At 33.2% G+C, this 23,673-nt stretch carries 31 protein-coding genes; 21 read left to right on the top strand and 10 right to left on the bottom strand.

The window, feature by feature from the left end; all coding sequences use genetic code 11:
- Positions 1-115: 115 nt before the first annotated feature.
- The 4 genes from AC07SW_RS08650 to AC07SW_RS08635 form a co-directional block, all read right to left on the bottom strand.
- Complete coding sequence (locus tag AC07SW_RS08650) at positions 116-340, bottom strand: hypothetical protein (protein ID WP_494632683.1); 225 nt, start codon at positions 338-340, stop codon at positions 116-118.
- Positions 341-907 (bottom strand): hypothetical protein, encoded by a 567-nt coding sequence (locus AC07SW_RS08645; RefSeq protein WP_494632682.1) that lies wholly within the window; start codon positions 905-907, stop codon positions 341-343. It abuts the gene before it with no gap.
- Between the two features lie 91 nt (positions 908-998).
- Positions 999-1,178 (bottom strand): hypothetical protein, encoded by a 180-nt coding sequence (locus AC07SW_RS08640; RefSeq protein ID WP_494632680.1) that lies wholly within the window; start codon positions 1,176-1,178, stop codon positions 999-1,001.
- Positions 1,179-1,258: 80 nt separating this feature from the next.
- Complete coding sequence (locus AC07SW_RS08635) at positions 1,259-1,747, bottom strand: hypothetical protein (protein WP_494632679.1); 489 nt, start codon at positions 1,745-1,747, stop codon at positions 1,259-1,261.
- Between the two features lie 277 nt (positions 1,748-2,024).
- On the opposite strand from AC07SW_RS08635, the gene AC07SW_RS08630 reads away from it, so the two are divergent.
- Genes AC07SW_RS08630 through AC07SW_RS08610 form a run of 5 tightly spaced genes read left to right on the top strand, consistent with a single transcriptional unit; the run spans position 2,025 to position 4,773 of the window.
- Positions 2,025-2,285 (top strand): DUF3130 family protein, encoded by a 261-nt coding sequence (locus tag AC07SW_RS08630; protein WP_494632677.1) that lies wholly within the window; start codon positions 2,025-2,027, stop codon positions 2,283-2,285.
- A gap of 2 nt (positions 2,286-2,287) precedes the next feature.
- Entirely contained in the window at positions 2,288-2,662 is a 375-nt protein-coding gene (locus AC07SW_RS08625; protein WP_494632676.1) for a hypothetical protein, read from the top strand.
- Positions 2,635-3,999 (top strand): T7SS effector LXG polymorphic toxin, encoded by a 1,365-nt coding sequence (locus AC07SW_RS08620; RefSeq protein ID WP_494632675.1) that lies wholly within the window; start codon positions 2,635-2,637, stop codon positions 3,997-3,999. The genes AC07SW_RS08625 and AC07SW_RS08620 overlap by 28 nt, the downstream gene beginning before the upstream one ends.
- Before the next feature lie 12 nt (positions 4,000-4,011).
- On the top strand, positions 4,012-4,377 hold the full coding sequence (locus AC07SW_RS08615) for a hypothetical protein (protein WP_034568293.1): 366 nt from the start codon (positions 4,012-4,014) through the stop codon (positions 4,375-4,377).
- 30 nt (positions 4,378-4,407) lie between these two features.
- Positions 4,408-4,773, top strand: a complete 366-nt coding sequence (locus AC07SW_RS08610) for a hypothetical protein (protein ID WP_135018206.1) — start codon at positions 4,408-4,410, stop codon at positions 4,771-4,773.
- Between the two features lie 275 nt (positions 4,774-5,048).
- On the opposite strand, the gene AC07SW_RS08605 is transcribed toward AC07SW_RS08610, so the two are convergent.
- The 3 genes from AC07SW_RS08605 to AC07SW_RS08595 all read right to left on the bottom strand — a co-directional run bounded on the left by AC07SW_RS08605 (position 5,049) and on the right by AC07SW_RS08595 (position 7,523).
- Positions 5,049-6,320 (bottom strand): RidA family protein, encoded by a 1,272-nt coding sequence (locus tag AC07SW_RS08605; protein WP_494632674.1) that lies wholly within the window; start codon positions 6,318-6,320, stop codon positions 5,049-5,051.
- Between the two features lie 212 nt (positions 6,321-6,532).
- Entirely contained in the window at positions 6,533-7,096 is a 564-nt protein-coding gene (locus AC07SW_RS08600; protein WP_494632672.1) for an NAD(P)H-dependent oxidoreductase, read from the bottom strand.
- A 1-nt stretch (position 7,097) separates the two neighbouring features.
- Positions 7,098-7,523, bottom strand: a complete 426-nt coding sequence (locus tag AC07SW_RS08595; RefSeq protein ID WP_119908512.1) for a MerR family transcriptional regulator — start codon at positions 7,521-7,523, stop codon at positions 7,098-7,100.
- Positions 7,524-7,672: 149 nt separating this feature from the next.
- On the opposite strand from AC07SW_RS08595, the gene AC07SW_RS08590 reads away from it, so the two are divergent.
- Both AC07SW_RS08590 and AC07SW_RS08585 read left to right on the top strand, forming a co-directional pair.
- Positions 7,673-8,005 (top strand): winged helix-turn-helix transcriptional regulator, encoded by a 333-nt coding sequence (locus tag AC07SW_RS08590; RefSeq protein WP_034568298.1) that lies wholly within the window; start codon positions 7,673-7,675, stop codon positions 8,003-8,005.
- Between the two features lie 97 nt (positions 8,006-8,102).
- Positions 8,103-8,708: a hypothetical protein gene (locus AC07SW_RS08585; RefSeq protein WP_494632671.1), complete on the top strand. Its 606-nt coding sequence runs from the start codon at positions 8,103-8,105 to the stop codon at positions 8,706-8,708.
- 155 nt (positions 8,709-8,863) lie between these two features.
- Here AC07SW_RS08585 and asnA read toward each other — a convergent pair whose 3' ends face one another.
- Together asnA and AC07SW_RS08575 are read right to left on the bottom strand one after the other, a co-directional pair.
- Positions 8,864-9,868, bottom strand: coding sequence for an aspartate--ammonia ligase (gene asnA / locus AC07SW_RS08580; RefSeq protein ID WP_494632728.1), 1,005 nt, complete (start codon positions 9,866-9,868; stop codon positions 8,864-8,866).
- Positions 9,869-9,904: 36 nt separating this feature from the next.
- Positions 9,905-10,486, bottom strand: a complete 582-nt coding sequence (locus AC07SW_RS08575) for a DUF4865 family protein (RefSeq protein ID WP_494632670.1) — start codon at positions 10,484-10,486, stop codon at positions 9,905-9,907.
- Positions 10,487-10,602: 116 nt separating this feature from the next.
- Between AC07SW_RS08575 and AC07SW_RS08570 the strand changes: the two genes are divergently transcribed.
- The 5 genes from AC07SW_RS08570 (at position 10,603) to AC07SW_RS08550 (ending at position 13,478) form a co-directional block, all read left to right on the top strand.
- Entirely contained in the window at positions 10,603-11,373 is a 771-nt protein-coding gene (locus AC07SW_RS08570) for a LysR family transcriptional regulator (RefSeq protein WP_494632668.1), read from the top strand.
- A 128-nt stretch (positions 11,374-11,501) separates the two neighbouring features.
- A complete protein-coding gene (locus tag AC07SW_RS08565; RefSeq protein WP_311779716.1) occupies positions 11,502-11,885 on the top strand; it encodes a MerR family transcriptional regulator in 384 nt (127 codons plus the stop codon).
- Positions 11,882-12,463: a histidine phosphatase family protein gene (locus tag AC07SW_RS08560; protein WP_485400907.1), complete on the top strand. Its 582-nt coding sequence runs from the start codon at positions 11,882-11,884 to the stop codon at positions 12,461-12,463. Before AC07SW_RS08565 ends, AC07SW_RS08560 begins: the two co-directional genes overlap by 4 nt.
- Positions 12,464-12,478: 15 nt before the next feature.
- The gene (locus tag AC07SW_RS08555; RefSeq protein ID WP_494632667.1) at positions 12,479-13,219 is read left to right on the top strand and encodes a carboxymuconolactone decarboxylase family protein; all 741 of its coding nucleotides are present in this window, start codon (positions 12,479-12,481) and stop codon (positions 13,217-13,219) included.
- 67 nt (positions 13,220-13,286) lie between these two features.
- Complete coding sequence (locus tag AC07SW_RS08550; RefSeq protein WP_034568306.1) at positions 13,287-13,478, top strand: CsbD family protein; 192 nt, start codon at positions 13,287-13,289, stop codon at positions 13,476-13,478.
- A gap of 212 nt (positions 13,479-13,690) precedes the next feature.
- Here AC07SW_RS08550 and AC07SW_RS08545 read toward each other — a convergent pair whose 3' ends face one another.
- On the bottom strand, positions 13,691-14,041 hold the full coding sequence (locus tag AC07SW_RS08545) for a DUF3139 domain-containing protein (RefSeq protein WP_119908506.1): 351 nt from the start codon (positions 14,039-14,041) through the stop codon (positions 13,691-13,693).
- Between the two features lie 293 nt (positions 14,042-14,334).
- Here AC07SW_RS08545 and AC07SW_RS08540 point away from each other — a divergent pair, with 293 nt between their 5' ends.
- The 9 genes from AC07SW_RS08540 (at position 14,335) to AC07SW_RS08500 (ending at position 23,665) form a co-directional block, all read left to right on the top strand.
- Positions 14,335-14,751 (top strand): hypothetical protein, encoded by a 417-nt coding sequence (locus AC07SW_RS08540; protein WP_494632665.1) that lies wholly within the window; start codon positions 14,335-14,337, stop codon positions 14,749-14,751.
- Between the two features lie 277 nt (positions 14,752-15,028).
- Positions 15,029-15,202, top strand: a complete 174-nt coding sequence (locus tag AC07SW_RS08535) for a thiazolylpeptide-type bacteriocin (protein WP_119908504.1) — start codon at positions 15,029-15,031, stop codon at positions 15,200-15,202.
- 58 nt (positions 15,203-15,260) lie between these two features.
- Positions 15,261-15,419, top strand: coding sequence for a thiazolylpeptide-type bacteriocin (locus tag AC07SW_RS08530; RefSeq protein WP_119908503.1), 159 nt, complete (start codon positions 15,261-15,263; stop codon positions 15,417-15,419).
- A 160-nt stretch (positions 15,420-15,579) separates the two neighbouring features.
- Complete coding sequence (locus tag AC07SW_RS08525) at positions 15,580-16,617, top strand: hypothetical protein (RefSeq protein WP_494632664.1); 1,038 nt, start codon at positions 15,580-15,582, stop codon at positions 16,615-16,617.
- On the top strand, positions 16,586-19,063 hold the full coding sequence (locus AC07SW_RS08520; RefSeq protein WP_119908501.1) for a lanthionine biosynthesis protein: 2,478 nt from the start codon (positions 16,586-16,588) through the stop codon (positions 19,061-19,063). Before AC07SW_RS08525 ends, AC07SW_RS08520 begins: the two co-directional genes overlap by 32 nt.
- Positions 19,064-19,074: 11 nt before the next feature.
- Entirely contained in the window at positions 19,075-19,800 is a 726-nt protein-coding gene (locus AC07SW_RS08515; protein WP_119908500.1) for an ABC transporter ATP-binding protein, read from the top strand.
- Between the two features lie 13 nt (positions 19,801-19,813).
- Complete coding sequence (locus tag AC07SW_RS08510; protein ID WP_135023053.1) at positions 19,814-20,554, top strand: ABC transporter permease; 741 nt, start codon at positions 19,814-19,816, stop codon at positions 20,552-20,554.
- A gap of 7 nt (positions 20,555-20,561) precedes the next feature.
- Positions 20,562-21,995, top strand: a complete 1,434-nt coding sequence (locus AC07SW_RS08505) for a hypothetical protein (protein ID WP_119908498.1) — start codon at positions 20,562-20,564, stop codon at positions 21,993-21,995.
- Positions 21,992-23,665 carry a YcaO-like family protein gene (locus AC07SW_RS08500; protein WP_119908497.1) on the top strand — a complete coding sequence of 558 codons (1,674 nt, stop codon included), beginning with the start codon at positions 21,992-21,994 and terminating at the stop codon, positions 23,663-23,665. Before AC07SW_RS08505 ends, AC07SW_RS08500 begins: the two co-directional genes overlap by 4 nt.
- The last annotated feature ends 8 nt before the right edge of the window (positions 23,666-23,673 follow it).

Here is a 23,673-nt window from a genome sequence, read left to right as displayed (position 1 = left end):
ACACTTAGATAAGGAAGAAATCTTTTAACTTGTATTTTTCCTAAATCTCCTGAAAATCCTACACATATAGAGATAATGAGTACTAGCGTAAATGAAAAGTTTCGATACAAATTTTTCATCTTTTTACCTCCTTAATTTCTTTTCTTTTTTCAATATACATCAAGATTAATTCGGGTAGAGATATAATTGACAATACAATAACTAGGAAAAGCATAGCCTTTGCTGTTCTAAGCGCATCAAACGTGGTAATGTTCGTTTTACCAACAAATCCCGAAAAGATTCCAAATAATACAATCATTACAAAATTTATAGTTCTGCTTAATCTGTATAAATTTTCCATTTATTTCACCTCATTATCCATTAAATTTAATCCTGCAATGACTTTTATAAGATAAGAATATCGAACATTACACTCGGTAGATTTAGCAAATTTTCTCTTTAATTTGTGATATAAATAAGATTCTTTAGGCATTAATTTTTGAATCTCTTCTATGCTTGATTCATCAGCAATACGTGCAAAGTATTTATGATTAATTGAAGTATTAATTTGAAATTCTTCTAAGGCATTTTTTATTGGCTTTAAAGCAATATTACTATTTAGTTCACTATCGGTGTAGTAGAAAAAACTGTTATGATAGAACTTATAATCACCATCTTTCGAAATGATTAAGTCTATCAGTCTATTTCCTTCGTTGGTGAATAAACGGCATGCAGTTAATACATTATCCATGACGTTCTCTGCGGTTGGTAGAGTGTATTTTACAGACATTTCAAATACATTATCTTGAGTGAAATCAAAACTTTCTGATTTACCTAATCTTAATGTTTGTAACTTTCTGAGAACTCTATCCGATAAACTTGATAAAGCAATGCCTTCTAACAATAGTAATTCGTTGATATTTTTCATAACTGATTCATTCCTTTCATTTCTTTAATTCAGCAACATATCCACATTTTTTAGTAGTAGGGGAGGGGAGCCCCTTACTCGTTCTTTCATGTTATTCCTCCTCTAATTCAACAATTCGAGCACCATTTACAATTTCATATTCAAGAAAGTCTAACACTGACAGACATTCAAATGGAAAATCTTTAGCATAATCATCAAACGTTTTTTGTAAATGTGATACGCTGATTGCTATTGTTTTTATTACTTTTCCTTCTGGCGTTTCATAGGACATTTTTCCACCTCTTACAGTTTATTAGTCTCGCTAACCGAGACATACGGTTCAAAAATTATTTGAAGACTCTAAAAGAATCTTCAATCATTTTCCTTTCCTAATATTTCTAAATGATATGCATACAATACATTTTTTATCACATAACTCATTTTTACAACACGTACCATATTTTCTTTTTTAAAATCATATCTGTACTGTTCTAAACCGTTAATCACTTCTTTATCTAAATACAAACGTGGGGTAAGTGTTCCTACTTCTAAATTTGAATTAATTTTACTATTTTGTACTAATTCATCAATTTCCAACCATTTTTCTAACGAATAATTTTCAGTATAATAATATGCTTTCTCTATTATACTTGAAGCTGATACTTTAAGTATATTTGTTATTGAGACGCCACCAAGTGAATCTGAAATTTTTTCAAGATATTCTTTCAAAATTATTTCCATATCATCTACTTCTTTTTCATTAATAGATTTATCTAGAACTTGTTGCACATGACTTTGTAATTTTTCCAACCAAAATTTAGCTTCATATGAAAGCCTTATACTCATATAATCTCTAGCCATAATATTAGCCTCCTTCCGATTGTTTTTTTGTCTCGGTTACAAATACATAATATCATACAACTTTTATTTTTGCAAACATTTTGCAAACAACCGTACAAAATTCTAATAACTACTCACTAATTCAATCTAAGTAAAAAGCTTTAAACTATTCAAATTCATTCAAAATACACTTAGCTATGACGGAGTGGGAATAAAATAACTCCTTAACTATGATAAAATAGAATTAAATTAACTTAGTTATTTTAACTATTTAGAATAATTCAATAAGGAGCTACATATGACAAAAATAGCCACAAATGAAACAGTTGTTTCCAGTTTATCAAAAGGAATGGTTCAAGCGACTCAAGAAGTGAACTTTTCATTAAAAAAATCCATTTCATACTCAAACAGTCAAGCAGTGACGACGTTGAAATCTTGTCTGTCAGATATGAAAAAAGCAACTCAGGAGTTTCACACAGGAGTTGATACCGACGTTAAAAATCTCAAAAAAATTCATGAAGCCATTAAGAAAACCGATCAAGAATGGGGGTTCGACTAATCATGAATCAACCAAGTAATCGTCAGCTAAATGAAGAATATTTAGACTCTGAAAGTGAATTACGTCAGTTAAAGAAAACGAATCAAGCCATTGAAACAGCTTACTCTACTTTCCAACATATGCAAACTAAAGAAAAAGAATTGTGGGGAAAGCTTCATCAATTAAGTAGAGGAACAGAAGCAGAACGTTCGATTAGCAGAGAATGCGACCAGTTAGAGGAAGAACAACAATTCTTCAACCGTAAATTAGTAAGTGGGGAAGAAGCTTTAGAACAGCTTATCCGCAAAAAAACTGCTCAACGAAATCAACTAGAAGAAGATTTTCTGAAAGCAAGAAAGGTGGAAAATGAATGCCAAGAATCGACTACCAAGAATTAAAAGGGCTATCCGATGAACTAACCAGTCTTAGACAATCGATTGTCTCTTATTTAAAAGAATACAATCGGGCCAATGACCATTTTGTAGAAGAAAATGAACTTCAAGGGCAAGCGTGGTCTTCTGCTAAAAGCTATCATCGAAATTATAAAACCATTTCAGATAGTATTTTTAACGCTCTATATGACTTAGACGACACACTTAAAGCGTATCTTGCCACTTTTAAAAGCCTTGTGGGAGAAGCTGAAAATAGGCTAGACACAGATGAATTACAGGATTTACAAAATCAATTAAGACAGCTTCAAACACAAAAATTAGACTTTATGGAAGAAATGGCGAAAGTCTTTAAAGATGTGCCTGTTTTAAAAGAGTTTTTCGGACAACAGAGTATGTACGGAAAAATGAAAGAGATTGAATTGTTAAAACGATACGAACAATTTGAGAACCAAACACGAGGGAATTTCGATAACGTTCATGAAACTATCAGGGCAATTCTACAAGGGTTAGCGTACTTAGGAAATAGCAAAAATTTTGAAAGTGGGGCAAATGGGTACCATGCCTTAAATTTGAATACGTTAGATTGGTACCAAAAGCTAGAATCATACAATAGCAATCATAAAGAAGATCGTTATGAAATCAAAGAAATCAAAACAAAATATGGAACGTTTTATCAGTTTATGAAAAATGGAAAAGTTCAAAAAGAAGCTACAGAAGCCTTACAGAAATCAAAACTAATGGAATCCGTAGACATGATGGCACAACTGACTCCAGACATTTTGAAGATATTGATAGGGATTGATGATGTTGAGGTCTTAATGGACGATGGTTCCACAAAAGTTCAGAAAGCTGGAGCAAGCTTTTGGCTATTATTAAGCGTCTTGCCACCTGATAAAATAAAAGATATCATAAAGAGTGCGAAGCTAGCTAAAAAAGCAGGAAAAGGATTAGATGGCATTCATTTAACGGAAAAAGAGTGGAAGAATTTTAAGGCGTTGGATAAAACTGGGGATACAATTAAAGCTTTCAAATGGGAAGGGAAAAGTATTAAAGCAATAGCTAATAATTTAACTCCTAACGAATTAATTCAGCAGTTGGAAAAAAAAGGATGGCAAAAATCAATTGAACAAGGTGGTTCAAAAAGTGGTGTAGCTACAATTTTTATCAATCCAAGTACTGGGGAAAAAATAAGAATTCATGCAAATCCAGGATATGGTATTCCTTATTTTAGAGTTCAAAATTCGGGAGAAAATTATGTAGATGCTTCTGGGGTTTTTCCGAGCAATGCAACTAGGCAGGAAGTTAGAGAATTGACCCATTTTTATTTTAAAAATTTAAATTAGAGGAGAATGATTGTGAATAAAAACGATATTATTGAAGCAAAATTATCTGAATTTGATTTCACAGATAGCATTATAACAAAAATATATTTTGAAGCGAACCTTACTGATTTAGTAATAGAAGTTGATTATTTCTGGACGGAATTGGAAAAAGGTGAAAGAATTGAATTTAAATTTTGTAATTGTCTAAACTTTAATTACGATATGCCAAAAAACTTATATGAATTGAATAATGGAGAATTAAATTGGAGCCAGTTCACTATTCAAAAAATAGAATTTGAAAATAGTGAATTTCCTAAATTGGATATATATACTTATAATTACATGAAGCCATTAGTAAGTGTTCAATTTGCTGATTTTACTTTTTCTAGAAAGGAATAAAAATATATTTATTAATGTAAGGTTGGTCTTATGAGGATAGATAAAATAATGTGGATAAATGAGGCAATAAAGGAAGCTGAGGTTGAAGTTACTGATGATAGGTTTAAAATGCTATGCTTTTCACAACCTCTTGATTTGTCTGTAGGTGATGAGTTGAAAGAACCTGTCTATTGTTTAGATGTAACAAATATTATGGTTAATAAGGAATTTAAAGAAGAGATAACAAAATTGACAGGATATTTTTCATATCTTATTTCTGGAAAATTAATTGATGTAAAAGAAAAAATAGTAAAAGTTGGTGGATTTTTATTTGAATTAGACACTGATAAAATAGATGGAGATATCATCGAAGATTCTTATATTTCTTTTGAATGTACGAGAGTAGATATCTTTTGATTGCTACACTATTTTCATTGAACATGTATTCTATAGAGTTACAAAAAGTCAGCAAGGAAAAGCTCAACATTCAGCTCTGCCTGTTCGCAGAAAAACCACTTAAAACACTGATATAATCACTTATAAACTTCAAATCGATTAGTCTGCTTATCAAGTTATACATTAGTTGATGTACATCCGTTTATGTAAAAAGATTTAACAGGTTATAAAAAGGAACAGGAATTAAAAATCCTTGATAAAAAGCATCATCACCGCTTTTCATCAAGAATTTTTTTTTACGCTAGAATGGGAGGTGTTCCTTCGGCATTTCCTAAAACAGTATCAATTTGAATTAATGTATCTTGAGGTAGATTGGATACGCCAACGATTCTTCTTGCAGGTGTTCCTGAAGGAAAGAAGGTTGCGTATACTTCATCGACAGCATCAAGATCGGTGATGTTTTTTAAATAAAGGTTTACCTTCACAACATCCTCCATCACGTGGTCAACATGTTCAATAATCGTCTTAATATTTTCAAGACATTGTTGCGTCTGTTCTTTTACGCCACCAGCGACGAATTTACCTGTTTTTGCATCGATAGGCAATTGAGCTGAAAGATGATTATAATGGGAAAAGGCGACAGATTGTGTCGCTAAAGCATCAATTGGTGCGTTTTTAGTATTGTTTGCTTCAAGAATAAGACCGTGTCTGTCCTCAATTGCTTGTGGCGGTGTGCCATCTCCGTGGGAGACAATCGCTTCAATTTGAATTAAAGCATTCATTGGTAAATCAGAAACAGCAACGGTTGTTCGAGCCGGCACATAAGCCACAGCTCTTGCAATAGCAGAATCTGGGAAGAAGGTTGCGTAAACTTCATTTACAGCGTCAATGTCTGAAGGGTCTTTAAGAAAAAGAGTTGTTTTAACAATATCATCAAAAGGAACATCAATACTTTCTAAAATCGTTTTAATATTCTTCAAACACTGTCTAGTTTGCTCTTTAATACCACCCACTACTAAGCGACCAGATTTTGGATCGATAGGTAACTGAGCGGAAAGATTGTTGTAATGCGAAAAAGCGACAGTTTGTGTTGAAAATTGGTCGATTGGCGCAAGAGGTGTATTATTTGTCAGCTTGATTAAGTCGCCTGCTTGTGGAGCTTTTGGAATTGTTCCTTCGCCATTTGAAACAAGAGCTTCAATTTGTACCAAAGCGTTCATCGGTAAAGCATCCACTGCAACAACTGTTTTTGAAGGGAAATAGCCTGAAAAGAAGGTTTGATAAACTTTTTCTACGGCTTCAATCTCTTTGATATTTTTAACGAAAATAGTTAGTCGAACAATATCATTCATCACATGATCGATACTAGTTAAAATCGCTTTAATATTTTTAAAGCATTGTTCAGCTTGTTCCGTTACAGATCCAGATAGCAGCTTGCCAGATAGTGGATCAATTGGCAATTGAGCTGAAAGATGATTGTAATGAGAAAAAGCGACTGTTTGTGAATAGAAAGGATTTTGTGGTGCTTCCTTCGTATTTCTTGCTAGTACGGCGTTATCGGTACTCATAGTAATATTCCCCATTTCTTTTTTTTACATTCCAATATAAATTGTAAGCCTTTTCATTCTTTAGGTCAACGCTTTATTAAAATACACTTAGGAACAACCTGCTTGTAATTTATTGAAAGAACGAGTAAAAACCAATGATAAAGAACTCTAATAGTAACATACAGGTTCATTTATCATTGGTTTAGCATCATGTTTTGGTGTTGAGTAATGAATTAGTTTAAACGTGCACGAGTAACAACCTTTTGGATAAAAGTTTGTCGCTTTTTTTGGGTGGTAGTTGCGATGTTTCCCTGATGAATCCAAGCTACTTTTTTTAGGCCCATATCTTTAAATACTCTATTTTTAAGTCCTATAATAGGATTGCCAGCAAAATAACGAATATACCATTTAGGTGCTTCTGAAGTGGTAACGAGAAGAACTTCTTGAATCGTTGTTAGCTTTCCTACTAAACGCCCTTTAGTTTCAGTATAAGCAAATCCTTTTAACATGACCTTATCGAGAAATCCTTTGTAAATTGCTGGCAGACCGTACCACCAAATAGGTGTAACAATAATGAGCTGATCTGTTTGCAATAATAGTTCTTGATACTTTTCAACAAGAGGGTCGTGTGACATCCCTTTTGAAAAGCCTGCTAAGTCCTCAAGTTCCATAACAGGATTGAAACGATCCTCAATTAAATTGATTACGGTAGCATTTGTTTCTGCTGTAATTTTTTCTACAAGGGCGTGATTAAAACTTTTTGAATAGGGATGTCCTGTGATAATCGTTGTTCGCATATTATTCCTCCTCAAGATTATTGTCAAAAATTAAGTTCACAAGATCATTTAGAGTTTTAGTTGTTTCCTCTGTTACCTCAGCGATTGCAAGGGGTCTCATTAAATCAAGTAAATCAATAATCTTTTGATAATTTGCTATTTTTACTAGTAGTTCTTCTCGTTTAGTTAACAATAAATCATTCGTTCGTTTAATGCAGTCCTCTTCATCAGGTGTATTACTAAAGGATAGCAATTCTTTTATCTCTTTAATGGAAAAACCTGAATATTTCATAACTAAAATCAGCTTTAAGCGTTGTTCATCATCTCCATCATACACGCGGTATTTATTTTCAGTTCTTTTTGTTTCAAGCAATCCTTTTTTTTCATAATATCGAATGGAAGAAGCTGGAATTGCTAATTTATCTGAAAAAGCTTTAATTCGTTGCATCTGACGATCTCCTCCTTAAATGAATCATAACATTGAACCTTGGTTTAATGTCAAGGGGGGAACCGTGTCAGTGTTTTTGTTTATAGGAAATTGAATTAATTGGAAAGTTCTATATAATTAAAAGAGAGAATTTCAAGGAGTTGATTTTTATGATAAAAAAAGAAGAAATGCCGCTTTGTGATGTGGCAACGACTGTTCAATTAATTGGAAGCAAGTGGAAAACGCTCATTATTCGTGATTTGATTACTGGACCAAAAAGAAACTCAGAACTGCACCGATCATTGGCAGGTGTGTCTCAAAAAGTATTAACAGCAAGTCTGACTTCGATGATTGAAGATGGATTGGTGGAACGGATTGATTTTGAGAAAGTTCCTCCTCACATTGAATATCAATTAACTCCTTTAGGAGAAAGCTTGTTGCCTGTCATTGAAGCTATGCGAAAATGGGGGCAATTCTACAAAGAACAGGATTTAAGAAGATAGTTACAAATTTGTACCTACTTAACAGATCTTTAAATGTTCGCTATACTTTAGATAGTATATTCTAATAATTAGAGCAATTAAGGAGGATGTTAGTGTGATGAATGAGGCTACAAAAATAAAAGCTGTTCATACAAGTGCAGAATGGGTAAAACTTGATGATGAATCCGTTTTAAGAGTGGTGAAAAAAGACAAGTTGATGGAATTTGATGAAAATACGTATGTAAAATTAGTAGATTCGTCTTTTCAAAATGGAGTGATTGAAGTCAAAATGTTGAGCCGTTTACTACCAGATGCACCTGATTTTGCTCGTGGTTTTATTGGAATTGCATTTCGAATTAATGAAGAGGATACAGCATTTGAATCTTTTTACGTGCGACCTACTAATGGCCGAATTGCAGACCCAGTCAGAAAAAATCGTGGGGTACAATATTTTTCATATCCTACGTATACGTTTGACTATTTTAGAAATTTAGGAATAACAGAATTTGAAGGCCCAGCTGATATTGGTCTGGATGAGTGGATTTCTTTAAAAGCAGTGGTGGATGGTCCTAGAGGAGAATTCTATTTAAACGGTGAGAAAGAGCCGGTATTAGTCGTTGAAAATATGAAACATGGTGGCGGTGCTAAAGGGGCAATTGGACTTTTTGTAGATATAGGAACCGAAGCTTTTTTCAAAGATTTAACGGTGACTAAAATCAGTTAAATAGATTGTTGCGATTAGGAAATTAAAACGCCATGACGTTAGCCGTTGAGTTAGTTTGTTAAAAAGAGTTTAAGTTAAAACCCCAACAAGAATCATTTTCTTGTTGGGGTTTTGACTTAAACATTTAATATATCCAATAAAATAGTTAAAAAATCTTACAGTAAAAAAATCTTTCCATCACAAGCTTCAATGGTCTCATCATCCCATAAAGAAACTTGAACTTCGCCAATATGAGCTTTTCCTAGTAAAAACATGCACATTCGACTTTGACCAATTCCACCACCAATCGTTAATGGCAAGGCATTGTTTGCTACTTGTTTATGAAAATCAAAAGCCAATCGATCCGTTGCATTCGCTTTTTCAAGTTGTTCCAAAAGAGATTGATCGTCCACTCGAATTCCCATGCTAGAAAGCTCCATTGCACATTGCAACGGTTCATGCCAAACGAACAAATCACCATTGAGAGACCAGTCGTCGTAATCAGGCGCGCGGTGATCGTGAGGTTTGCCATTTTTTAATGTGTCACCAATTTGCATGACAAAGGTTGTCGGATGGGCCTTTACGTAGTCATGCTCTCGCTCTTTTGAATCGAGTTCAGGATAAAGATCAGCTAATTCCTGACTTGTAATAAACGAAATTTCTGTTTGAATTGGAACCGTAACACTTGGATACTTGGTATGCAAACGACTGGCAGTTTCTGCCATGGCATTCACAAGACTTTGTACGACTTCTTTTAAATAATCAAGGGTTCGTTGTTCTCTTGAAATAACTCGTTCCCAATCCCATTGATCTACATAAATCGAGTGTAAGTTGTCTAAGACTTCGTCGCGACGAATCGCATTCATATCTGCATATAACCCATTTCCAGTATGGAAATCGTATTGCTTTAAAGCCATACGTTTCCATTTTGCTAGCGAGTGGACCACTTCGCCATTATCATTGAGTGATGGCACATCAAATTGAACAGGGCGCTCAACCCCACTTAGATTATCATTTAGCCCAGATTGTTGATGAACAAAAAGTGGAGCTGAAACACGTTTTAACTTTAGACTACCTGTTAACGCTTCTTCAAAGCAGCGTTTGATAAATCCAATTGCGGTTTGTGTGTCGTACACATTTAAGATTGATTCGTAATTTGTTGGAATACTTGTTTTTTTGATAAGACTACACCTCTTTTTAATTATACTCTCATCATTTTACCATAAAACAAAAGGAAAGAATGCTTTTTTTGATGGATTCAAAGAAATTAAACAGCTTATCCTATAGAGATAGATACAGAACTTCATAAACAGCGTTAAATTTACTCTTAACTGAAGGAGTAGTTTCATAAAATAAAACTCCACATAGTTCCATTTATCAGGATTGTACACGAGGACTTTGCCTAGACAATTCGGATCATTTGGATAAGTAAAACTAGGTGGAGACAGAGGTGTACTGTTTTTAAAGGTGTGTTGGATTTCAAGAACATAGGCTGCTTTATTAAATTTTTCAGTTAAGTCAACTTGGTAGGGAATGGCAATTTGAATAGTTTGCCAGCCAAAAGAAGCCAAGATATTGTCATAAAAACCATCGAAAATAAACTGATTCATGCCAGCATGATCTTTCCAAATATAAAAGGGAGCGTATTCTTTTTTATTAGAAGAGTCAGCTATCAGATAAGCCTTAAAAAGAAGATCGTGAAAGCCATCTGTTTTATGTCCGTTTTCAGCGACTCTATTTCTAATAATGTTCATGTCATAGTCGTTTGGTAAAGTGATTTTATACTGCATTCCAATCATCTGAATTCCTTCTTTCTTTTTTTATACTTGAATTATACAAAGAAAATCGAGTACTGTATAATGAACAAAATGCATGATCTCGATTCCATTTTGGAATACCTAAGGAGTGGGTAAAGTTGGAAACAAATGATATGAAAATAGTTAAAGAAGTCGCAGAATTACAGTCAGTTTCTAAAGCTGCACGCAAATTGGATTATGTGCAATCAAATGTCAGCAAACGAATTGAAAAATTAGAAAAAGAATTAGGTTGTACTTTATTTAATCGAACGAATAAAGGCATGTTTTTACTGCCAGCAGGAGAGATTTTTTTAGCGTATTGTATTGAAATTAGTACCATAATGGATAACGTAACGGAACATTTTGCAAATGAAAAACAAACCATCAGAATTGGCGCAACGCAAGCTATTTCCAAACATTATTTGTCTCAAATATTTCTTCAAGAAAAAATAGTGGTTCGAACCAAATCAATAGAAGAGTTGGTTTTATTATTGAAGCAAGGAGAACTTGACTTTATTCTTTTAAACCGAGAAATCATAGATGAAGAATTGAAAAAAGTGTCTGTAATTGAGGAAGAAATAGCTTGGCTTGCATCCACGCATTATTCCAGTAAATGGGGAGAAAAACCAGTTTTAATAAGCCGAGACAAGGCGTGTCCCTATCGCAAAGCAACCCTTGATTATTTAGCGCAACAAAAGAAACCCACCATTCAACTAATTGAACTAGATACGTTAGATATCCTTGTTTCGATGGTAGAGCAAAATCAAGCACTAGCAGTATTGCCAAAAATAGCGTTGAAATCAAGTCCTAACCTACAAGAATTAACCATCACTAGCTTCGACAATGTGCCTCTGGTTGTTTATCAATTAACGAATAACCACAAGGAGTAGGAAAACAAAAATTTGTTCAACAACGCTTATAAAAAAGGAGACTTTATAAATAAAAGTTACGAATAAAAAGAAACACTTGACCTAGAGTCAACTCCAAGTGTTAAACTATAAAAAAAGGAGGAAGATACATGAAAATAAATGAAGTCAGTAAAAAATTTAACATCAGTATTGATACCTTAAGATATTACGAAAAAATTGGCTTAATTGAACCAATCAAAAGAGAAAACGGCATTCGCAATTACCAACAAGAAGATTTGGATCATATCGATTTTATTATTTGTATGAAAGAAGCCGGTTTAACTCTTGAAGCAATTAAACATTACTTTGATTTATATCGTGAAGGAGAAGAAACCTTAGAGCAACGGGAAGAAATTCTTGCCAAGCAACAAGCAATCATCCTTGAAAAAATGACAAAACAACAAAAAACCTTAGATTATCTCGACTACAAAATAAATTTAACAAAAGATCGAATTAGTCAAAGAGATCGTCAAAAAATGGGAGTGAATTTATGAAAAAAACATTGTATTTAATGAGGCATGGGCAAACATTATTCAACGCTCGACGCAAAATCCAAGGGGCAAGCGATTCTCCTTTAACTGAAAAAGGAAAACAACAAGCAATAACCGCCGGAACTTATTTTAAAGACAACCAAATTAAACTGACTCACGCCTATTCATCAACTCAAGAACGGGCAAGTGATACACTAGAATTAATGACTCAATTGCCTTATACTCGATTGAAAGGTCTGAAAGAATGGGATTTTGGTACATTTGAAGGAGAAAGTGAAGATTTAAATCCTCCGCTAACACCAGAAGAAGAAACGTATGGGGATTTTTTTGTTCGATTTAATGGTGAATCGGATAAAGACGTACAAAATCGGATGAATACAACATTACTTGAACTGATGGAGCAAGAGAATCACGAAAATGTCTTAGCGGTGAGTCATGGTGGCGCTTGTTTTATGTTCTTAAAAAAATGGGAAGATTTATCGAAACGTGAGACTATTCGTTTTGATAATGGATGTATTTTAAAATTTGAATATGAAAACCAAAAGTTTACCTTTATTGAAGCAATCAATCACAACTTTTAGAAAGAAGGAGAGCATATGGACAGAACTCAACTAAGTCGGGAAAAATTTAACGAACTATTTGGCGAATTTCCAACAATTGATTCAAAAGATCCCGAGTTAATGGAGATTTTGCAAAAATTTATTTTTGGTGAAGTTTTTTACGTTGGCGAACTGGAAGATTCATTAAGAGAGCTTGTTACGGTCGTTTTACTAGCTGTCCAACAAACCTTGCCTCAATTAAAAGCGCATACAGAAGCTGCATTAAGGATAGGTGTAACACCAATTGAAATAAAAGAAGCCATTTATCAGTGTGCTCCTTTTATCGGATTTCCGAAGACATTGAATGCTGTTAATGCTATTAATGAAGTTTTTGAAGAACAAGGAATCGCTCTTCCGCTACCTAGTCAAAAACAAGTGACAGAAGAGGAGCGCTTTGAAAAAGGAAAAGCAATTCAAACGCCTATTTATGGCGATGAAATTCAACAAGCCCATCAAGACTTGCCTGAAAACTTGAAAACCGTAGTGCCGAACTTTTTAACTGCATTTGGGTTTGGTGACTTTTATACGAGATCGGGGTTGTCACTACAAACAAGAGAGCTTTTAATTTTATGTATGCTGGTTGCAAACGGTCAAGAAAAACAAATTTTAGCACATGCGAAGGGAAATTTGAAAGTAGGAAACAGTAAAGAAGTCCTGCTTGCAACGATGATTCACTGTCTGCCTTATATCGGCTTTCCAAATATCTTAAATGCCATTTCAATCATTAATAAAAGCTAAAAAGGGTTATCTTTGGAAATTACTATTCTTTTTTTGTATAATAAAAGAAAAATTGGAGGGATGCACAATGACAGAAGATAACGGTAAATTAGATCAAGTCAAAGGTGAAGTGAAAGATCGCGTAGGCGGAGCAACAGGAGACAAACAAAAGCAAGCAGAAGGCATGTTTGATAAAGCTGTTGGAAAAGTAAAAGAATTCGCTACTGAAGCAAAAGATAAAACAGAAGATTTTATCGATGATGTGAAAGAAAAATTTTAAAGCGAATCAAGTGAATAGAGGTCGTGACATAGAGGCCTTAAAAAAATAAAACGATCTTGGTGAAATTCAGAATAACTGAAAATCGCTAAGATTGTTTTATTTTTTTTATAGTTCCCCCATACTGTTACTAATTTTCTTGAATTCACCTATAGGATCGGCTTTTATTCTATATAAAAAACTTAATACTTTAAGAAAATAGAATAATTTGGAATTTATTGTTCTATTTTCTCATAATAGAGTTTTTGATTATATTTAGACGGCTTTTCATTGAAATTGTGGTTTATATTTTGCATATCTTCTTGTATATCATTTGTTTTAAAGCGATATTCAAAGCTATACTGAAAATCTAAATCATCTTTCATGATAACGAATAAATTCCAACGATCAGTTGAATAAGAGTAATGGATGTTTTCTTCTTTTATTAATTTTACTGGAAAGCCATTTTTGTCCATATAATGATGAATGCGGTTAGTAGCAACCGATTGTCTAAGTATTTTATTGGCATAAAATACTGCAACTAAAAGAAAACAAATAAAAATGAATATCACAAATTTATTTTTCATAGATTGACCTACCTATCTAAGTTATAATTATATTGTAACATAAAAAAAAGAGGGTTTTTGATGGAGAAATTTTGGTTAGCGTTGGTTTTTATTTTAGCAATAAAGAGTCCAGTTTTAGTGAATGCAGCATATGAAGGTGATGCAAAGATTTAGTACCGTTACTTACTTCAGAAAAGATAAACTTATCAGATACAGATGAAAGCGATTTAGTTGAAGGATATGATCATTATGTAACTGTTGGAGAATTAGAAGGAATTAGTCTTGATGAGTGGAAAGCAGCTTTGATTGAAGGATTGAACACACCTACAGATTTACCTAAACCAATTAATTATAACCTTAGAGATAGCCCCTTACATGCAGGAGATTTCATTATTGTTCCAGGAGAAAGTTCAGCTGGAGGACTAGTGGGACATAATGGGTTGGTTATTGGGCCTGATAGAATTTTACATTCTCCTGGTGGACAAAATGCAGGAAAGGCAACTGTTACTACAAATATAAAGTCATTTATGAACAAGTATGGCTTTGGAAATTCTCGTGTATATAGACCTAAGCGCCTTTCTGGTGGTAGTGTGAATATGATGGCTGGTTGGTATGCCTTAACGACTACATTTAATAGCACAGGAAATACAGAAGATAGAAACATATGTATAGACTATTCTATTCTTTCAGGTTCTAATGACTTAAAAGAAGTCACCTCAACTAAATTTTAGCTAGTTTTCTATTCCCGTGTCAACTTTTAGTGTACTACCTCAAATTGCCATAATCATATTATAGAGCCGAAAAGGCACTTTCCACTAGTGGGAGGTGCTTTTTTGTGGTTTTATTTTAACAAAAATAGAACAGTTATGACTAAAATAGCTACATTTTAAATTTTTATTTTAAACGTTTAAGTATAGAAAAGTTGTTTGTATGAGTAAGATATAGTCTTCAAACGTTTTTAAGCTATAGTATGTGTGTAAGGAATATGAATATGAGAGGAGAAAAAGCATGGAAAGAGAATTGAGTGTAAATGAAACAACTACTGAGGACTTTGACTTGGAAGTAGAATTGTTAGATTTGGACGAAGTATCAGCAATACCAGAAACAACAGCTAGTAGCGGTTCGACAAGTTGTTCAGCTTCATCAACCTGTGGCTCAACATCTTGTTGTGGTTCATGTTAAGTAGCTATATGAGAAGATGCTCGAAACGCAGACAATAATTTACTAGGAGGAATAGTATATGGAAAAGGAATTAAGTACAAAAGATTTTGATTTGGAAGTAGAATTATTAGATTTGGATGAAGTTTCGGCAATACCAGAAACAACAGCTAGTAGCGGATCAACAAGTTGTTCAGCCTCATCAACCTGTGGTTCAACATCTTGCTGTGGTTCATGCTAAAATTTAGCTGAATTAGTAGAGAAGAGATTGTGACAAAAGCCGTTTTTAGAAATCTGAATATCCATCTATTGTGGTAATGTTTGGAAAAATAAACTTAGAAGGCAATTTGTTTCAAATTCTTCTCGGAATTTTAAAAAAATATACATAAGGATGTGTTGTTATGTATCAAACCTGTATTTATAATTATGACAAATTACTAGAAGAACCACTTCTTTCATTTATTCATACAATGATGAAGAAGACAAAATATTTTCTTTCAAAAAGCTGGGAAGGTGGACCTCATATTCAACTGGTTACTGAAGAAAAATTAACTGATTCCAAATTTAATCAATTAAAAAATCATATTGTAAAACTGAAAAGAAGTCACTTTTTAGATGAGGCTTATATAGGTAGAGTCAAGCTACAATATGAGCAAAATGCACAGTTACTTTCCAATTTGGAGAATAAAACATTTGTAAAGAGAATAAGAGATCACGGAGAAGTTGAGATTCGTCTTTTTGAGTTTGATTTTCAAAATGCTGAACTGACTCAGTTGTATTTACTTGAACGCTTTGAGATTAATCAACTGCTAATAGATACAAAGAGTTATTTGTTGGAAAAAAATGTAACTGAAGAAGAGCTATTTCCTCTGATTTTTGCACAAGTTTCAGAAATTTATCACGATAAAGGCAATAATAAAGGCTATTTTTCCTTTATTTCTCATGTTCAAGGATTTTTTGAACTTTCTGATAAGCAGCAGATGCCCTATAGTGAAGCTTTATTTGAGGAAATGTATCAGAAAAAAAATGCAGGATTTGAAATGATAAAAATAACACATTCTCAACTGATTAAACGTTGGGGAGAGCAATTTTCTAAATTTTATGAACGTTGTTTAAGCCAGATAGATCAACTAGTGAGTGAGGAATATAAGGTAACCCTTGATAACACTATAGTAGAGTTAAAAAATAATTTTCAAAATGATTTTCATAAAAATTTTGTTAGCTATGCTGAACAAAATAATTTTATGGAAAAGCCTGAGGCAACAGCATATCGTTTTACAATAAATTTATTGTATCTAACACTGCCATTGTTCAATATAAGTGCTTTAAAGAAGCAAAAATACATTTATATGGCATATCGAGAGGTAGAAAAAAGAAAAGGAAAGACTTGGAAGGAGGAGCTAAATATTGGAAATGAAAATCAGTCAAAATCCATTTAGTATTTATCGAGGAACGGATACTTCAAATCGATGGTACTTTGAAATGAAAGAAAACTCACAAGAAATTCAAGCATTAATGGAAGCAATGGACCTTCTTCAAAGTGCGCTAAAACAGGAGCAGGAACGTATTGTTCACCAAATTGAAGAGGCGTTTTTCCAAAGTAAAGATTCTAAGTTACTAAATCTTAAACGAGATGTTCATAATCTCCGTGATACTCGTCTAAGAAAGTATTCTGGAGAAATTCAACTGGAGCATCTAGTAGAGCTTTTAGATCAGCAAGCTTTGTATGAGGAAGGTTTAAGAAAAGTATACGATCAAACGGTCTATAAATGTAGAGAAATTTTACAGCGAGAAATAGCAAATGAACAATTACAGAAAACAGTATTATTTTTTAATCGCACTATCTATAAAAATATTGAAAAGTATCTAGCGAAGCCAGTTAATGCACATAACAAGAAAGATAAAAAATTGGATAGTTTTATTCTTAATTTATTAATGCGTAGCTCTATGAAAACAAGTCCTTTTTCCTATCTAACAAAAACAGGCTCATCCGGTGCTGTATTTCCAATTAATAAGGAAGTAAATATTGAATTAAACCATGCTTTATTGTTTAGGATATTCTTGGAAGCAGTCAGAACAGATTTAGTAGCTTTGGAAAGAATACCAGTTAAAGTATCAAAATTTGGTCAAAAGGATGCAAAAGTTTTCTTTGTGACCCAAGAAAATGTACCACAATCTAGAAAAATTTATGAAACAAGCGATAAGTTAGTTGAGGTAGGTCTTGCTGAAGAGGTAATAACTTTTCTTAAAGAGAAGCAAGGTCAGACAATAGTGTATAAAGAATTTGAGCAGTTTCTCATTGAAAATAAATTATATTTAAATCATGAGATGGACGTGTTTAGTAAGCTAGTATCGCTCAAAATTTTAGTCCAGAAAATTACAGTTAAAGCAGAGCGTGATTTGGTGGGTCAGATAATTGATTACTTGATAGAACAGCAGATTTGCGAGGGGCTATTAAAGCAATTACAGAGTATTCAAAAAAGACAAGTAGAATTTGAACATGCTGAAGTTGGAGAAAGGTTAATTATCTGGCAGAAAATAGAAGAAACAATTAAGCAATTAAGTGAATCAATTCCTAGTTTTGGGACTGAGATTCTCTATGAAGATGTTTTGTTTGATTCAAAGCATAATGAAAGCAAGCTTGAAGATATTGAAGACAAATTTTCAGCTGCATTTTTTCAAGAAATAGCTGCATTTTTATTATTGTTTGATGTAAACGTCCGTGTACAATATGAAGTTGCTGCGCTCTATAAGAAGAACTACGGAGCAGCAGAAACAAGCTTATCGGATAGCAATTTATTAAATCAAGTTTTTTTTGAAAAGCTACGTTATTTTTTTCCATACTTTCAAGATATGGACTATCGTTATGCTGATGCAATCGCACCTGAAATCAAAATTTTAGATGATCTAAGAGATGAGTTTAAGCTTTATTTTTCCAATTATTTAGAAGAATCTTCCGAAACTGAAATTGATTTTCAAAGAATTATTAAGCAATTTTCAGCAAGGATTCCAGATGCTATTAAATTCGGTAATGAATTTAGTATGACTTTTTTTTATCAGCTTACTCAAGATAATGTTATTTTAAATGATATCTATGATGGTCAAGAAAAATTTCTTTCTAGATTTAAAGATTTTTTTGATGATTTGGATGGTAATCCACAATATCAAGACTATATTCAAAAAAATTATTATGACAAAAATTACTATGAAGTCACAGAGTTATTTGGTTTCAATGGTGGAATTCATGAGCGATTGTATAAGCAGAAGTTGAATTTGGAACTTGGTAATCAGCGCTTTTGTGACACTGAACAGCCTGACATTTCAACCTTTAGTGTCAAATATGATGAAAAAAGGCGGAAATTAAAGATTCTTGATCATCAGCAACAGGAAGCCAGAGTGGCTTATAAATCTTCTTTAGTTCCAGTATTTTTGCCAGGTGTATTGTCTGTGCTGTTGTTGTTATTCCAAAGCGGCAGAATTAATTTTGATATTAATTACTTTTTAAAAAAGAGAGATTACCTGCCTAGAATTAAGTTTGAAAATATTGTGATGTATAGGAAGAAATGGAATCTTTGTCTTGAAGATTTCGAAATAATGATAAGAGATACTACGAATGATGTAGATGTTTATCTAATAATGAATGACTATTTTGTTATGAACCACTTGCCTAAAAAATTCTTTTTGAAAAAATATCGGTTGGGGGAAGAAATATCAACAATGAAGCCAATGTTTATTGATATAACAGTGCCTGCACTATTCAAACATTTTCTTAGTGAAATAAAGGAGAAAGTTAGTCATGAACCGCTCTATTATATTGAAGAAGTACTGCCTGAATTTGAAAGTGAGCTTAGAGAGTATGTTGTTGAATACACAATTGATAATTAGGAGGGTTAATTATGCAAGATTATAATGTAAAAGTAGAAAGCTTGACAAAAAGCTATGGAAAAAAAGATGTTTTAAAAGGGATTGACTTTGCAGCTGAAAAGGGAGAAATCATTGGTGTTATTGGGAAAAATGGAGCAGGGAAATCGACCTTCTTAGAAATACTAATGACAATTAAAGATTTCAATGATGGAAAAGTAGTTGTTTTTGGCGAAAATTTAAAGGAAATTGACCATGCGGAGTTAGGGAAAATTAAAAATAATATTTCTGCAGTTTTACAGCCTACCCAGTTTTATAAAAAGTTAAAAGTAAAAGAATTATTGGATCTTTTTCGTTCATATTATGGTGGGCAAGTAAATTTAGATGAAATTATCGAAGAATTTGAGCTTCAAGAGCATTTAAATACCTTCTTTGATAATTTATCAGGTGGTTGGAAGCAAAAAGTTAGTTTAGCAATTGCCTTTTCCTCAAAGCCACGTCTGATTATTTTAGACGAACCAACTACAGGTTTAGATCCCCATATGCGAAATGTTTTATGGGAAAATATCACAAGCTATATAAAGAAAAATGATAGTACGGTAATTTTATCCACACATTATATGGATGAAATTGAAATGTACTGTGATAAAGTACTGTTTATTAATGATGGTAAGAATGAAATATTTGATACACCGGAAAATATTCTGAAATCAGGGCATAAATCAATCAATAGTTTTTATCTAGACAAAATTGCAAAATAGGGAGGAAAAAGACATGTTGCTAACACAAATTAAATATGACTTAAAAATGTTTTTTAGAGAATTGTTTTATCTAGTATTTACCGTAGTTGTACCACCAGTAACTTATATTCTAATGGGGCAGATGTTCAGTAAGGAGACCTATAGTGGAGGTATGAACTATGTACAGATGTATACTCCATCATTTATCGTTTTGATCAGTTTTTCAGTAGTGTTTTTTGCTTTTGGATTTGATCAAGTTATGAATCGAGCAGCTGGTATTGAAAAGAGATTATTTATCACACCGATTACTGACAAAGTTCTTTTGCTATCGAGTATTGCTAAATCATTTATTATAGCTAGTGCCGGTTTTTTCCTAATTACCTTAATTGGCATTTTAGTGTACGACTTACGGCTTTCTTTTGTTGGGTTTTTAGTTTCATATTTTAGTTTACTAATAGTAAATGCTTTTATGCTGGTTTATTCTCATGCTATTTATTCAAATTTTAAAGAAGTAAAAACAGCATTAGTTGTTTCTATCGTATTATTTCAAGTGGTTATGTTTACTGGTGGTTTTTCGGTTCCTGTAGAGAGCTTGCCTAATTTCGTTAGATACGTTGCTTATGTAAACCCAATTTACCATTTAAATAAAATTTATGTTTCAATTTGGAATCAAACTTTTGACTTTACCCAAGGTACATTTATTTCGATTGGTTACGTAGTATCTCTTTTGATTATTTCCTTATTAGTTATCAGATTTAATAAAAAGAAGGAGTGAGTAGGCCATGATTATAAAGGGGCGTAAAAATAGCAGGTACTACTATAATGAACCAGAATTATTTATTTATGGACCCAAAGAGCGGCTTAAACTAAAAGTGAATAATGCTGATTATCAGGAAATTGTGAAGTTAATTCAGGTGGTGTCTCAAGGAATGGAAGCCTCACTAGTGCAAAATAACTTTGCTAGGTATGATTCGTTGATTCAATTATTTCTGGAAAAACATATTTTTTACCAAATTGATTCGCAGAGTTATGCTAAGCATAAAGACATGGCCTATCTGCCTTGGGTAGAGGAGGCATGCCTAGATGTTCAAGAAGGTTTAGCAAAAATCGGAAAAATTCAAATACAAATACCCACAGCCTTTTTCGGTGCTGGCTATTTAAGTGGTTACCTTTCAAATCATCAATTGAAAAATGAAATTGTTGAAGTAGATAAGTTCAATATTTTACTGAACAACCAACTTAATGGTGAGTATTATATATGGAAGGAAGGCTCTGATATTTGTATATCTACTAGAAAGCCAGCTAATACTTTCCTTATAGAAAAAAATGATATTTCAGAACGACTTTTGGCAAGCTTCCTTTATTATTGTGTCATTGTTTCAGTAGTAGGGGAAGGATCGCCAGTCTTTAGAATCAATGATTTATTAGAGGTGGAAAGAAAGCAGGAATTTCTCAAAATTGAAAAAGCCAATTACGCACTTGTTGAAAATAGTCAGCAAGATCCAATTAAAAACTATAATGCTATAGAATCTTTTGTAAAAAAATATGATTCAAAAATCAAATCATTAAATGGCAATCCTGACTACTTGCAATACAATCAGTCTCCACTTCAGGTCATTACCATTCAAACAGAAAAACAAAAAAATTACTATCTTGCTGATATTTCTTATGAACGTCTTTCTCAATTTGTCACAGAGGCAGCTTTTGCAGAGATTTTACAAGCTTGTTATGGAACGAGCTTTATCTTATTGGCAAATCAGAAAGTGGTTTACAATACGCTTCATGATGAAAAAGGGGATTTACAGAGAATAGAGTTGGAGGAGCTTAAAGAGGGAGCATTAATCCATGATTTGTTCCTTCAAGAAAATCTGAAAGTAAACCTTTATTTGCAGGAAAGTAGCACAGGCGGTAGCTATTTGTATATTTTGAATCAGGTTAATTATAGTATGGTCAAATTTCAAATACCACTTAGAACAGAAGATCAATTGAATACAGCCCTATTGACTTGGATTAGTATGGCAATCAATCAGATTGAAATTGAGGAATCCTTTTTTTGTCAGGTTAGTCAGCCAGCTATGCAGTCAGAAATATATAATCATATGGTAGCTGAATTATTATCAAATAGTAGTAATCGAAAAGTTGGACGACAAACAAATTTAGGTGAAATTCTAAGCAAAGAAGCTTTTGGATACGAACTTTTGGAGGTTGGAAGATGATTGGACAAGAAGTAAAGCCTATTAGTATTCTTACTAATCAAAAGTATATTTTTATTCACTCTGTAAAAAGTGATCAGCACTTCTGTCTAAATTGCTATAAAGAGCGTTTAAAAGAGCTTGATCAATACCAGCAGTACTTCGGATGGTTGAAAGACCGACCCAGTGAGGTTGAAATGGAATTGATTGATGCATTGAGAGAGAGAGTATTAGCTGGTGGTGGAACCTTCCTTTATGAAGTGAATAGAGAAACTTTGGAAATCCATGCGAAGGCAACCTTTAAACGAAGTGACTGTAATTGTAATTTAGGCTCTTCAGCGGCTATTCCCAAGGCATTAGCCACTGCTTTTGATGGGAAAAATAATCGACAGTTAAGCTTCGCTGAAGTGAGAGAGAAAATTGAAAGTAATAGAAAACTGCTTTATGCGCATCCATCTTCGATTGTTAATGCGCTTACTCGTTCGGGAGATTCTTATGGTACTCCAATGGTTCAAACCGAAGTACTCCATCGCGGTATATCAATGCTCTCCTATGGAAGAACAAGTTCTTATGAAAAGTCCAAATACATTTCAATCTTGGAATCCTTGGAGCGTTATGCTACCGCATTTCCGTATATAATAAAAAAAGAAAAATTAAGGGAAAGAGATTCGGAAAATATTGATTTAACCTTGAGTGAAGTAATGAACCAATGCGATTATCATAATCCATCAGGTTATACAGCTGAAGATTATCTAAATTATGAAGAAGTAATGGCCTTGCATAGCGGAGAAAAAAGGTTAATTCCTGAGCAGTTGATTTATTATAATTCTCATGCTGTTTCAGGTGAAAAAAGATATATTTATGAAAGCTCTAATGGTAGTGCCATTGGTTCCACAGAGGCAGAAGCTAGTCTTCATGCAATGCTGGAATTAATTGAAAGAGATGCTTTTTTAGCAACCTGGTATGGTCAGATTCCGCCGATTAGAATTGATGAAGCAACAATTCATTCTAAGAAAATTCAAGCGTACTTGGATTCCTTGAAACGAAAGGGTATTCGTGTCCATCTTTTTGATATTTCAATGGAAATAAAGATTCCAACTATTTGGGTATTATTGGAAAAAATAGATCCGCAAGAAAATGATATGGCATTTTATACGGCTGCAGCGGCCTCCTTTGATTTGGAGGAATCAATCGAACGAGCTTTGATTGAGGCTACAACTGCAATTACCGTTTTTACAAATGTTTTTGATAAGCAAGAATATCAAGAACGAAAAAAAAAGCTCCTAAAGCATCCACAATCTGTGCATTTGCTGGAAGACCATTTGTTACTATATTCAAATCCAGAAATGAGGAAGGTCTTTGCATTTGCAATAGATACCGTCCATTGTACATCTTATCCTCAGTTGGATTTAAGTTATCAATATCAAGGTGAATTTTTAGAGGTAGTTAAGGATCTTGAAAAAGAGCTGACTAGAATTTCAGAAAAAGTATATCGTGCAACAACTTATAATCCAAATCTATTTGTAGCAGGATTTGTTAATGTAAAATATATAGCTCCAGGGATGTTGACAATGACGTTTGGTCACCAGAACAGACGAGTGGTCTCACGACGAGTTGAAAAAGCGATTCAGTTTAAGAAACGAGGAACTTTCGATAAAGTCTGGATTGAAGAAACACCGCATCCATTTCCATAATAAATAGG

The organism is Carnobacterium sp. GW821-FHT04C06 (assembly GCF_059420345.1).
Note: the sequence above shows the minus strand (reverse complement) of the source record. Positions and strands in the feature narration are given on the sequence as shown.